This is a genomic window from Pseudomonas sp. AC016 (assembly GCF_979253365.1).
This window is the reverse complement of the sequence record NZ_CEEDCC010000001.1, coordinates 4,915,317-4,927,692: the sequence shown is the minus strand read 5'-3', so window position 1 is coordinate 4,927,692 and position 12,376 is coordinate 4,915,317. Positions and strand designations below refer to the sequence as shown.

The following is a 12,376-nucleotide window of genomic DNA, read 5'->3' as shown; positions in this document are numbered from 1 at the left end:
TCAAACCGTGACGCCCCATTCAAGAACTGAATGGGGCGTCTGCGTTCACAGGGGTCCGGTACGCACGTTATAGTCGGGGCATATTCGCCACTATTACAGCGTGCGGGCTCTTCGCCGCGCATGGTCTGCGAGAGGATTCATCGATGAAGTTTGAAGGCACCCCGGCATACGTCGCCACCGACGATCTTAAGCTTGCGGTCAACGCGGCGATTACTCTGGAGCGTCCGCTGCTGGTCAAGGGTGAGCCCGGCACCGGCAAGACCATGCTTGCCGAGCAACTGGCCGAGTCATTCGGTGCCCGCTTGATCACCTGGCACATCAAGTCGACCACCAAGGCCCATCAGGGGCTTTACGAATACGATGCCGTCAGCCGCCTGCGTGACTCGCAACTGGGCGTGGACAAGGTTCACGACGTGCGCAACTACTTGAAGAAGGGCAAGCTCTGGGAAGCCTTCGAGTCCGAAGAGCGCGTGATCCTGCTGATCGACGAAATCGACAAGGCCGACATCGAGTTTCCCAACGATCTGTTGCAGGAACTCGACAAGATGGAGTTCTACGTTTACGAAATCGACGAGACCATCAAGGCGAAGCAGCGCCCGATCATCATCATTACCTCGAACAACGAAAAAGAGCTGCCGGACGCCTTTCTGCGTCGCTGCTTCTTTCATTACATCGCCTTTCCGGACCGCGCAACGCTGCAGCGCATCGTCGATGTCCACTATCCCACTATCAAGAAAGACCTGGTCAGCGAAGCACTGGACGTGTTCTTCGACGTGCGCAAGGTGCCTGGCCTGAAGAAAAAGCCTTCGACCTCTGAACTGGTGGACTGGCTCAAGCTGCTGATGGCCGACAACATCGGCGAAGCGGTGCTGCGCGAGCGCGATCCGACCAAGGCCATTCCGCCGCTGGCCGGCGCCCTGGTCAAGAACGAACAGGACGTGCAATTGCTGGAACGGCTGGCGTTCATGAGCCGTCGCGGCAATCGCTGATCCTCTTCATTTACCCTGCTACGAAAAAGGGCGACAGCCATGCTGCTCAACCTGTTCAACGAAATGCGCGCGGCCAAGGTGCCGGTGTCCCTGCGCGAGTTGCTGGACCTGATCAATGCGCTGAAACAGCGGGTCATTTTTGCCGACATTGACGAGTTCTACTTTCTGGCACGCACGATTCTGGTCAAGGACGAGCGCCATTTCGACAAGTTCGACCGGGCGTTCGGGGCCTACTTCAATGGCTTGGAAAAGCTCGACGATCACTTGCAGGCACTGATCCCTGAAGACTGGCTGCGCAAGGAGTTCGAGCGCTCTCTGAGCGAAGAAGAACGGGCGCAGATCCAGTCACTGGGCGGCCTCGACAAGTTGATCGAAGAGTTCAAGAAACGTTTGGAAGAACAGAAGGAACGCCATGCCGGTGGCAATAAATGGATCGGCACCGGCGGCACCAGCCCGTTCGGCTCGGGCGGTTACAACCCTGAAGGCATCCGGGTCGGCGACGCAGGTGAACGCAAGGGCAAGGCGGTAAAGGTCTGGGATCAGCGCGAATACAAGAATCTGGACGATCAGGTGGAACTGGGCACGCGCAATATCAAGGTTGCCTTGCGCCGCCTGCGCAAGTTCGCTCGTCAGGGCGCAGCGGACGAGCTGGACATCGACGGCACCATCGACCACACCGCCCGCGATGCCGGCCTGCTGAACATCCAGATGCGCCCCGAGCGGCGCAATACCATCAAGTTGCTGCTGCTGTTCGACATCGGCGGCTCGATGGACGCACACGTCAAGGTCTGCGAAGAGCTGTTCTCGGCCTGCAAGACCGAGTTCAAGCACATGGAGTATTTCTACTTCCACAATTTCGTGTACGAATCGGTGTGGAAGAACAACCTGCGCCGCGGCTCGGAGCGGACCTCGACCCAGGACCTGTTGCACAAGTACGGCGCGGACTACAAAGTGATTTTCATCGGCGACGCTTCGATGGCGCCTTACGAAATCACCCAGCCCGGCGGCAGTGTCGAGCACTGGAACGAAGAAGCAGGCTATGTGTGGATGCAGCGTTTCATGGCCAAATTCAAGAAGATTGTCTGGATCAATCCTTACCCGAAAGACACGTGGGGCTACACAGCCTCGACCCACATCGTCCGCGATCTGGTGGAAGACCACATGTATCCGCTGACACTCCGCGGCCTGGAAGAAAGCATGCGCTACCTGGCCAAATAAGCGGGTATCACATGTAAACAAAGCCAGTCATCGACTGGCTTTTTTCAACCCGACCAACAGCACTTTCATTTTGTAACTTCGAACTACGCTCAGGTTTCTGACATCCATTCAGACGGTCATGTGCTGACTGAGTAAGTCGTTCTGCTGTTACTCCATCGTTTTGCCTGAGCAACCGTCGCGACTTCGCGGGTTACTTATGATTGAGACGCTCGGGATCATGCAACCTTATTTTTTTCCCTATATTGGTTACTTCCAGCTTATTGCCGCAGTGGAGCGCGGCCTGGTCTTCGACATCGTCAAATATAAACGCAAGAGCTGGATGAACCGCAACCGGGTACTGGACGGCTACGGCGGCTGGCAATACATAAAGGTGCCGGTCAGCGCCAGAGACGGGACGCTGATCAAGGACGCCACGATCACCGATTGCAGCGCCGCCCACACACGCATCAGAAACCAGCTGGAACACTACCGCTGCAAGGCGCCGTACTTCAGGCAGGTGATACAGTTGATCGACCTTACCTTCGACTCACCGGCCATTACTCATATCAGCGATTTGAATACACGCTCATTGAAAGTGGTGTGTGATTATCTGGGTCTGCCGTTCAACTGGAAAACCTGTTCCGAGATGAAGTTTGACTTGCCAGTCATTGAGCATGCAGGACAGTGGGCACTGGAAATCAGCACCTTGATGGAAGCTCGCCAATATATCAACGCCACGGGCGGCCGCGATATATTTGTTCCTGGCGAATGGCAGGAACGCGGTATCGAACTTCGCTTCCTGGAGCCCTCTTCACTCAGTTATAACGTGGTGGCACCTTTCGACTTTATCGAGAATCTTTCGATACTGGACGTCTTGATGTGGAACAATCCTGAAACAGTGCTGGCTTATATACGCAATGAAACAAGGGCCGTCCCATGATCGGCCCAGCTGCATCACCCATGTTTCAGGTGTTTTACAATTTGATGCAGCTCTACTCAGCCGACGACTCGCCAAGGGCTGCGCGGATACGCTGGACGCCGACCTCACAGTTCAATACCAGGCTGCCCATGGGCTTTCTCCTGTTTGGGTGAGAACCAGGCTGACGCTTAGCGCCAGTCTCTTTCCAACTGCGGCTTGCGACGTCCGCCGTTCACGACCCAGCCGAGCAACAACACAAGGCTTTCGATCACCAGCGCCAGCAGCAATGCGCTGATGATGCCCCAGGCGATGACTTCAGGGGCCAGCAAGACTTGCCAGGTGTAGCCGTTGAAGGTCTCGCGACGGATATCGGGATCGGACGACGTGGCGACATAGAAGGCCCGCGAATACCACGGTCCCTGCAGCCCCAGCCACTGACGCTCCAGCACGTGGGTGCGGGTCAGCAAGGTCTCGATGTTGTCGGCATCGCTGCGAAACACCGGGTCTTCACTGCTGCGATAGTGCTGAATCAGCGCCTGGATATCACCCTTGAAGAACTGCGCAGCGGTGTTGTTGTAGCCCTTGATCGCTTGCTGGGCTTCGATCAGGTGCGCTTCTACACGCTTGCTGTAGTCACTGATGAAGCCGGGCACTTGAACGCCAAACAGCAGACCCGCCGTGAACAGGACCAATCGCAGATAACTTCGCAGCATGAACATCCCTCTTGCGTTGAATTCCGTGTGACCGTGCGCTTATGGCATGACCGGTTCGGTCGAACCCTTGCAGACACATTCGCCCTTGCGCCACAGACTCCACTGGCCCGGCTCGTAAGCGTTCCAGTTTTCGTTCGCGGTCAACGGCTCGGTGGCAATGACTGTGACCACATCGTGCGGCGTGGTTTCCGCCTGAAAATCGACAATCACGTCAACGTCCTTCAATCGGGCCGGACCGAAGGGTGCGCGTCGGGTGATCTGGACCAGTTTGGTGCTGCAGAAGCAGAACAGCCAGTCGCCGTCGCTCAACAGGCAATTGAACACGCCTTTGCTGCGGTATTCGGTGCAGGCCTGAATCAGCGTCGGCAGCAGTTGCTCGACTTCGACCGGCTCGGGAAACGCTTCACGCACACGGTTGAGCAGGTCGCAGAATGCCGCTTCGCTGTCAGTATCACCCACGGGTCGATAGAAGGTGACACTCGGACTGAATTCGGCCAGTTGGCCGTTGTGGGCGAAACACCAGTTCCGGCCCCACAGCTCGCGCACGAAAGGATGCGTGTTGGACAGGCAGACCTTGCCGACGTTGGCCTGACGAATGTGGCCAATCACGACTTCGCTTTTGATGGGATAACGTTGCACCAGTTGCGCGACTTCCGACTCGCAGCTGGCGGCCGGGTCCTGAAACAGGCGCAGGCCTCGGCCTTCGTAGAAAGCGATGCCCCAGCCGTCACGATGCGGGCCGGTCTTGCCGCCCCGCTGCATCAGCCCGGTAAAGCTGAAAACGATGTCGGTCGGGACATTGGCGCTCATGCCCAGTAGTTCACACATGTTCAGGTTCTCGCTTCAGGACGTTTTGCAGCAGTCATGCGCTGCACGCTGCAGCGCATGCCAACGAAGCGGGACGCTACAGACGCGGCTCGACCCGAGCGCCGCGTGCCGATGTGGCAGGAGACGGTGCAGCAGGCTTGCGAGCGTAACGCTCGTCACTGGAAAATGGATCGTCTTCGGCGTCTGTATCGACAGGTTCTGCAACCGGCGCGGGTTGACGCGCCTTGCGACTTCTTTCGATCGGCCAGCGAATGAGCACGAACAGCAGGTAAGCACCGAAGGCGAACATGCCGTACATCGCCAGATCGGAGACAGCGGTCCAGACGTTACTGCCGACCTTGAACATCAGGTCCAGCGCAGTGATGGCCACTGCCGGAGCGTAGGCGTCCTTGAGAGGATCAACCAGCGTCGGTGTGAGCAGCAACACGGCGGCGATGACACGCAGCGGCTCCTTGAGGTAGCGCCACATCCAGCCGGTCATCAGAAACCATACCAACAGGCAGCCCAGCGCGGCGAAGGCGTAGAGGCTCCAGGCGATCAGATAGTCGTTCTCGGTCATGTCGTCCGTTGGCAAGGCAGGTAAAGAGGCGCTTATGATAACGGCTTTTCACCGACCCGGCTTGCCTGGGTTGTTCAATCGGCGCAGCGTGTCTTCATAATTCATCTGATTGCCACTTTAAAAGAGAGCCCCGCATGTCCTTTTCGAATGCCACCTCACGCGCCCCGATCGCTCGCAAGGCCGAAGGCTCGGATCCCTACGCCTGGCTGCAGAACCGCGACACCGAAGAGGTGCTCGACTATCTGAAAGCTGAAAACCAGTACCAGGAAGAGCAACTGGCGGACCAGCGCGCGCTGCGTGAAACGCTGTTTCAGGAAATCAAAAGCCGGATTCTGGAAACCGACCTGTCACTGCCCTCGCCCTGGGGTCCGTATCTGTATTACACGCGCACCACAGAGGGCGACGAGTATGCACGCCACTACCGTTGCCCGCGTCCGGCGGACGACTCGAACACAGTCGACGAAAGTCGGGAAGAACTGCTGCTGGACCCCAACGTGCTGGCCGACGGCGGTTTCTTTTCACTCGGCGCTTTCAGCATCAGCCCCGACCATCAGCGGCTCGCCTACAGCCTTGACACCAGTGGCGACGAGGTTTATCAGCTCTACGTCAAGGAACTGAGCTCTGGCCAGGCCAGCAGCTTGCCGTTCGAGGATTGCGACGGCAGCATGACCTGGGCCAACGACAGCCAGACGCTGTTCTTTGGCGAGCTGGACGACACGCATCGTCCACACAAGCTGTATCGCCACACACTCGGTAACGGGACCGCTGACCTGGTATTCAGCGAGCCGGACGGCCGCTTCTTTCTGCACTGCTTCCGCACCAGCTCCGAACGTCAACTCGTGCTGCTGCTCAACAGCAAAACCACCAGCGAAGCCTGGGTGCTGGACGCCGAGCATCCCGAGCAGGCTTTCGTCTGCCTCGCGCCACGCGTCGAAGGCCATGAATACTTTCCTGATCACGGCCTGCTCGATGGCGTCTGGAGCTGGTTCATTCGCAGCAACCAGAGCGGCATCAATTTCGCGCTGTACCACGCTCCCGAGAAGGCGACCGGCGTTCCGACCCGTGATGACTGGCAGACGCTGATCCCGCACAGCGATTCGGTGATGCTAGAAGGCGTCGGCCTCAATGCCAAGGGGCACAGCCTGAGTTTGCGCGAAGGCGGCCTGCCGATCATCGAAATCCGCCCTCAGGATCTGCCCGCCTATCGGGTGCAACTGCCAGACGCGGCGTACAGCCTTTACGTGCAGGACTCGCTGGAGTTCGACAGCCCGCGGATTCGCCTGCGTTACCAGTCGCTGAACCGCCCGCCGCAGGTCCGGCAGCTGGAACTGGCAACCGGCGCGCAGGTTGTGCTCAAGGAAACGCCCGTGCTGGGCACCTTCGATGCCGACGCCTACGTCAGCCAGCGCCTGTGGGCGACTGCTGCTGATGGGACTCAGGTGCCGATCAGCCTGGTGGTCAAACGCGAGCTGGCCGGTCAGGCGACGCCGCTTTATCTGTACGGCTACGGTGCCTACGGCGAAAGTCTGGACCCTTGGTTCTCCCACGCCCGCCTGAGCCTGCTGGACCGGGGCGTGGCGTTCGCCATCGCGCATGTGCGCGGCGGCGGAGAGTTGGGTGAAGCCTGGTATCGCAACGGCAAGCAGGAACACAAACAGAACACCTTCGGTGACTTCATTGCCTGCGCCGAGCACTTGATTGCCGAGGGGTTGACCCGCTCCGAGCAACTGGTGATCAGTGGCGGCAGCGCGGGCGGTCTGTTGATGGGCGCGGTGCTCAATCAGCGTCCGGACCTGTTCAAGGCGGCGATTGCCGAAGTGCCATTCGTGGACGTGCTCAACACCATGCTCGATCCCGAGTTGCCGCTGACCGTCACCGAATATGACGAATGGGGCAACCCGCAGGAGCCCGAGGTCTACGAACGCATCAAGGCCTACGCGCCTTATGAAAATGTCAGCGCCCAGGCGTATCCGGCCATGCTGGTGATCGCCGGTTACAACGACAGCCGTGTGCAGTACTGGGAAGCGGCCAAGTGGGTGGCGAAGTTGCGTGTCACGAAGACCGACGACAACCTCTTGCTGCTCAAGACCGAACTGAGTGCCGGGCACGGCGGGATGAGCGGCCGCTATCAAGGCCTGCGTGATGTAGCGCTGGAATACGGATTCATCTTCAAGGTATTGCAAACCGGCGAATGAACTTGGCACCCAACGCCTGTCTTACTAGCATCGGGGGCAAGGATCTGCCCCCCTCACTGAAGCCTGAACACAAGACCGAACCATGTCAGAACAACTGTCCAACCTGAACAACGCCATACGCGACATGCTGCTGGACTGCGGCCTGTTCGATACCCTGCTGCCGAGCGATTTCCTCGCCGTGGCGGGCTACTTCAGCATCACCGACATCGAAAAGGGCGAAGCAGTGTTTGCCGAAGGTGATGCCGGAACGTTCATGTGCATCATCCATCAAGGCACGGTGTCCGTGCAGAAGCTCAACAGTGAAGGCCAGCAGGTCGAAATCGCTACCCTGCGCCGTGGCCGGGCATTCGGCGAGATGGCGGTGCTGGACGGCGAACGTCGTTCGGCCAGCTGCATCGCGGCGACCAGTTGCCAGTTATTGAACCTGGGTCGCGACTCGCTGGACAAGATGCTCGATGACGCACCGAAGATCGCCGCCAAGATCATTCGCGCCCTGGCTATTTCGCTGTCACGACGCCTGCGCATGGTCGACGGCCAATTGCTCTCGCAACAGGTGTGAGTTTGTTCATCCGGCGCTAAACTTGCCGATATTCCGCTTTCAATGCGCACACGAACAGGTGACACGATGAGCACGGCCAACCCGCCTTCCAACACTGCCAAGCTGGACCGTATTCTGGCCGACGCCCAGCGCGACCGCGAAATGGGCTACCGCGACAAGGCCCTGCGCATGTATCCGCATGTCTGCGGCCGCTGTGCCCGTGAGTTCGCCGGCAAGCGCCTGAGCGAACTGACCGTTCACCACCGCGACCACAACCACGACAACAACCCGCAGGACGGCTCCAACTGGGAACTGCTCTGCCTGTACTGCCACGACAACGAACACTCCCGTTATACCGATCAGCAGTACTTCTCCGACAGCTCCCTCAGCTCGCCGAAAGCGTCCAAGGCGACGCACAACCCGTTTGCTGCGCTGGCAGGACTGATGAAAAAGGACGAGTGACGGAAAGGCTGCCCTGGTCTTTCACAAAGCATCTGCGTCATCAGACCCATTTGGGACGCATGCCCACGTAGAGCGCTCAGCGTTATACACAAGTCATCTGGCTATCCAGTGAGACAGCGGCCCTGCCGTGCTTTTTTGCGCGATAGTGCGGACACCGCCGATTGCGACGTGGGTGAAGGCTGAGTCCTGGCGCTGATTCGGGGGGCAATCGGCATGGATGCCGATTGAGCTGCACTGGGCCATGGATGGCCCATTTGCAGCGACCCCCGAATCAGTGTCAGGACGAAGGAACCCCGGCGAAGCCGGGGCCGGAACCGGAGCGAAGGACTTTGGCTACTTTGGTCCCTCAAAGTAGCGCGCCGTAAGGGCGCAAAGGTGACCTGAGCCGGGCGCTCGGCTCACTGAATCCACAGTCTGTGCCATGTGTGACGCGGAGCGTCACGGGCGGCATGCCCACGCGGAGCTATGGGCACGATCAGTGTTGAGGCGGACTTGTGTATAACGATGAGCGCGGAGCATGGGCACTATCATCATCGGTCGCCTCACACTGATCGTTCCCGCGTGGTAACGCCTCTCGGGACGCTCCGCGTCCGCGGTTGACGTGGCTCAACCTGACTGAAATGTAATCCCCTCGCCCTCCGCCTTGTGGCATCTTTTCGCCAGATCCGCAGGCTGTCCGGCCTGCGCCGAACCGACCGAACGGATACGCCATCATGCTTCCCGTAACATCAAGACGCACCTTCGTGAAAGGACTGACCGCAGGGGGTCTGCTGGGCGGGCTCGGGCTCTGGCGCAGTCCGGTCTGGGCCGCGCCGCGTCCAGGTGAATTGCTGGAACTGTCAGGCACTGAATTCGACCTGTTCATTGGTGCAACTCCCGTCAATCTCACCGGCAGCCCGCGCACCGCCATGACGGTCAACGGCGGCCTGCCCGGCCCTCTGCTGCGCTGGCGCGAAGGCGATACCGTCACGCTGCGGGTGAAGAACCGGCTCAAGGACACCACGTCCATTCACTGGCACGGCATCATCCTGCCCGCCAACATGGACGGCGTTCCCGGCCTGAGCTTTGACGGCATCGCCCCGAACGGCCTGTACGTTTACCGCTTCAAGGTCAGACAGAACGGCACCTACTGGTACCACAGTCACTCGGGCTTTCAGGAACAGGCCGGGGTCTACGGGCCGCTGATCATCGACGCCAAAGACCCGGAGCCGTTCAGCTACGAGCGCGAGCACGTCGTCATGCTCACCGACTGGACGGACGAAGACCCAACGCGCTTGATGAAGAAACTCAAGAAGCAGTCCGATTACTACAACCAGAACAAGCGCACCGTGGGCGATTTCATCAACGACGTCAGCGACAAGGGCTGGAGCAAAACCGTCGCCGACCGTGCGATGTGGGCGCAGATGCAGATGGACCCGACCGATCTGGCTGACGTCAGCGGCGCCACTTACACCTACCTGATGAACGGCCAGGCGCCGGACATGAACTGGACGGGCCTTTTCAAACCGGGCGAGCGAATCCGTCTGCGATTCATCAACGGCTCGTCCATGACTTACTTCGATGTGCGTATTCCCGGCCTGAAGATGACTGTCGTCGCCAGCGACGGCCAGCACATCAAACCGGTAAGCGTCGACGAGTTACGCATCGCAGTGGCCGAAACCTTCGACGTGATCATTGAACCTGCCGACGGCGCCTACACGCTATTCGCCCAGTCGATGGACCGCAGCGGTTTTGCGCGAGGCACACTCACCAGCAGGCCGGGCATGAAAGCAGATGTGCCGTCCCTCGACCCGCGCCCATTGTTGAGCATGGAGGACATGGGCATGGGCATGGGCATGGGCGGCATGGATCATGGCGCAACGAGCCACGGCAGCATGAATCACGACAGCAAGCAGGGCATGGACCACAGCCAGATGGGTCATGGCATGCAAGGCATGGATCACAACGCCATGCCCATGAACACCCCACAATCGCACCCGGACAGCGAAACCGACAACCCGCTGGTCGACATGCAGGCCAGGAGCACCTCACCCAAACTCGACGATCCGGGTATCGGCCTGAGAAACAATGGCCGCAAGGTACTGACCTACGCCGACCTGCACAGCAAGTTCGACGACCCGGACGGCCGCGAGCCGAGTCGCACGATCGAATTGCACCTCACCGGTCACATGGAAAAGTTCGCCTGGTCGTTCGACGGTGTGAAATTTTCCGACGCCGAACCCTTGAAACTCAAATATGGCGAACGAGTTCGTGTGGTGCTGGTCAACGACACGATGATGACGCACCCGATCCACTTGCACGGCATGTGGAGCGATCTGGAAGACGAGAACGGGCGGTTCAAGGTGCGCAAACACACCATCGACATGCCACCGGGCTCAAAACGCAGCTATCGCGTGACCGCCGATGCCCTCGGGCGGTGGGCGTATCACTGCCATATGCTTTATCACATGGAAATGGGCATGTTTCGCGAAGTGCGGGTAGAAGAATGAAGACACGAATGTTGAACCAGGTCCTGGGCCACCCTCGCCTGCCGATGGTGCTGATGGGCCTCGGCATGATTCTCACGGCGCAGGCCAGTGCTGCCGACATGCAGGGCATGGACCACGGGATGGATCACTCCAGTCACGCCATGCCAGAAACGCAACCGGTGCAATCCACGCCCGACCAGAGTCGAACGCCGATTCCGGCTATCACCGATGCAGACCGGGCGGCGGTCTATACCAGCCACGACGGTCATCAGGTACACGACGCAGCCATCAATTCCTACTTTCTGGCCGAGAAGCTGGAATGGCAGAACGCAAACGACGGCAGTGCGCTGGCCTGGGATCTGTCCGGCTGGATTGGTGGCGACATCGACAGACTGGTGCTTCGCTCGGAGGGCGAACGCGTGAACGGCAAGACCGAGGAAGCGGAACTGCAGGCGCTCTGGGGACACGCTGTCACCTCGTCGTGGGACGTGGTCGTCGGTGCGCGCCAGGATTTCAAACCAGGCGCTCCACAGAGTTGGGCGGCGTTTGGCGTGCAAGGCTCGGCGATTTCCGATCTCGACGTTCAGGCCACCGCCTTTCTCGGTGAAGCCGGCCAGAGCGCTGCACGGCTTGAGGGCGATTACGACCTGACGCTGACCAATCAACTGATCCTGCAGCCCACTGCCGAAATCAACGCCTATGGCAAGGACGATCCGCAGCGCGGCATCGGCTCCGGCCTGTCGAGCACTGAACTCGGACTGCGGCTGCGCTACGAACTGCGTCCGGAGTTTGCGCCTTACATCGGCGTGACCTGGAATCGTACCTACGGCAAGACGGCCGACTATGCCCGAGAGGAAGGTGAGGACGTCAACGACGCGCGGCTGGTAGTCGGGGTACGCATGTGGTTCTGACGCCGGGCAGTCTTGTATAATCGGCGGTTTTCCCCAGAGCACCCTTCCCGTGGCCAACAAACGTTATGCCTGCATCGGTCTGTACAACCCCAAGTCCCCGGAAAACGTCGGCTCCGTGATGCGCGCCGCTGGCTGCTACGGCGTGGCTTCGGTGTTCTACACCGGCAAGCGTTACGAGCGGGCGCGGGACTTCATCACCGACACCAAGAAGATCCATCAGGACATCCCGCTGATCGGTATCGAAGACCTCAAGAGCATTCTGCCGCTGGGCTGCATTCCAGTGGCCGTCGAGCTGGTCGAAGGTGCCAGGGCGCTGCCGGAATACACGCACCCGGATCGCGCGCTGTATATCTTCGGCCCGGAGGACGGTTCGCTGGATCAGGACATTCGTGACTGGTGCGAAGACGTGGTCTACATCCCCACCGAGGGTTGCATGAATCTGGCCGCCACGGTCAATGTCGTGCTGTATGACCGCATGGCAAAGGGCATCAATACCCGCTCCGGCCCGCAGTTCGGTCGTGAAAAGGTCGATCCGTCCAGCGAAGCTTGAAGCAAAAGCATTGAACCAGTCTCGCTGGTGGGCAGTCAGTTTCTCTG

The 12,376-nt window shown here is 59.5% G+C and carries 12 protein-coding genes; 9 read left to right on the top strand and 3 right to left on the bottom strand.

Annotation, left to right across the window (positions count from 1 at the left end):
• Nucleotides 1–143: 143 nt before the first annotated feature.
• The 3 genes from AC0IXS_RS22295 (at nt 144) to AC0IXS_RS22285 (ending at nt 3,126) form a co-directional block, all read left to right on the top strand.
• Nucleotides 144–989, top strand: coding sequence for an AAA family ATPase (locus AC0IXS_RS22295; protein WP_004879284.1), 846 nt, complete (start codon nt 144–146; stop codon nt 987–989).
• A 39-nt stretch (nt 990–1,028) separates the two neighbouring features.
• Nucleotides 1,029–2,207 (top strand): vWA domain-containing protein, encoded by a 1,179-nt coding sequence (locus tag AC0IXS_RS22290; protein ID WP_004879282.1) that lies wholly within the window; start codon nt 1,029–1,031, stop codon nt 2,205–2,207.
• A 196-nt stretch (nt 2,208–2,403) separates the two neighbouring features.
• Nucleotides 2,404–3,126, top strand: coding sequence for a WbqC family protein (locus AC0IXS_RS22285; protein ID WP_471825692.1), 723 nt, complete (start codon nt 2,404–2,406; stop codon nt 3,124–3,126).
• 167 nt (nt 3,127–3,293) lie between these two features.
• Here the strand turns inward: AC0IXS_RS22285 and AC0IXS_RS22280 are convergent, their stop codons facing one another.
• The 3 genes from AC0IXS_RS22280 to AC0IXS_RS22270 form a co-directional block, all read right to left on the bottom strand.
• Entirely contained in the window at nt 3,294–3,818 is a 525-nt protein-coding gene (locus AC0IXS_RS22280) for a DUF2937 family protein (protein ID WP_004879278.1), read from the bottom strand.
• A 39-nt stretch (nt 3,819–3,857) separates the two neighbouring features.
• Complete coding sequence (locus AC0IXS_RS22275) at nt 3,858–4,646, bottom strand: class II glutamine amidotransferase (protein WP_025994934.1); 789 nt, start codon at nt 4,644–4,646, stop codon at nt 3,858–3,860.
• Between the two features lie 76 nt (nt 4,647–4,722).
• Entirely contained in the window at nt 4,723–5,205 is a 483-nt protein-coding gene (locus AC0IXS_RS22270) for a hypothetical protein (protein WP_057409325.1), read from the bottom strand.
• 134 nt (nt 5,206–5,339) lie between these two features.
• Here AC0IXS_RS22270 and AC0IXS_RS22265 point away from each other — a divergent pair, with 134 nt between their 5' ends.
• The 6 genes from AC0IXS_RS22265 (at nt 5,340) to AC0IXS_RS22240 (ending at nt 12,329) form a co-directional block, all read left to right on the top strand.
• A complete protein-coding gene (locus tag AC0IXS_RS22265; RefSeq protein ID WP_057409326.1) occupies nt 5,340–7,400 on the top strand; it encodes a S9 family peptidase in 2,061 nt (686 codons plus the stop codon).
• A gap of 82 nt (nt 7,401–7,482) precedes the next feature.
• A complete protein-coding gene (locus tag AC0IXS_RS22260; protein ID WP_004879268.1) occupies nt 7,483–7,959 on the top strand; it encodes a cyclic nucleotide-binding domain-containing protein in 477 nt (158 codons plus the stop codon).
• A 66-nt stretch (nt 7,960–8,025) separates the two neighbouring features.
• Nucleotides 8,026–8,400, top strand: a complete 375-nt coding sequence (locus AC0IXS_RS22255; protein ID WP_024686287.1) for a YajD family HNH nuclease — start codon at nt 8,026–8,028, stop codon at nt 8,398–8,400.
• Nucleotides 8,401–9,113: 713 nt separating this feature from the next.
• A complete protein-coding gene (locus tag AC0IXS_RS22250) occupies nt 9,114–10,889 on the top strand; it encodes a copper resistance system multicopper oxidase (protein ID WP_471825689.1) in 1,776 nt (591 codons plus the stop codon).
• Between the two features lie 11 nt (nt 10,890–10,900).
• Nucleotides 10,901–11,779 (top strand): copper resistance protein B, encoded by an 879-nt coding sequence (locus AC0IXS_RS22245; protein ID WP_420893412.1) that lies wholly within the window; start codon nt 10,901–10,903, stop codon nt 11,777–11,779.
• A gap of 49 nt (nt 11,780–11,828) precedes the next feature.
• Nucleotides 11,829–12,329, top strand: a complete 501-nt coding sequence (locus tag AC0IXS_RS22240) for an RNA methyltransferase (RefSeq protein ID WP_024686284.1) — start codon at nt 11,829–11,831, stop codon at nt 12,327–12,329.
• Nucleotides 12,330–12,376 lie beyond the last annotated feature (47 nt).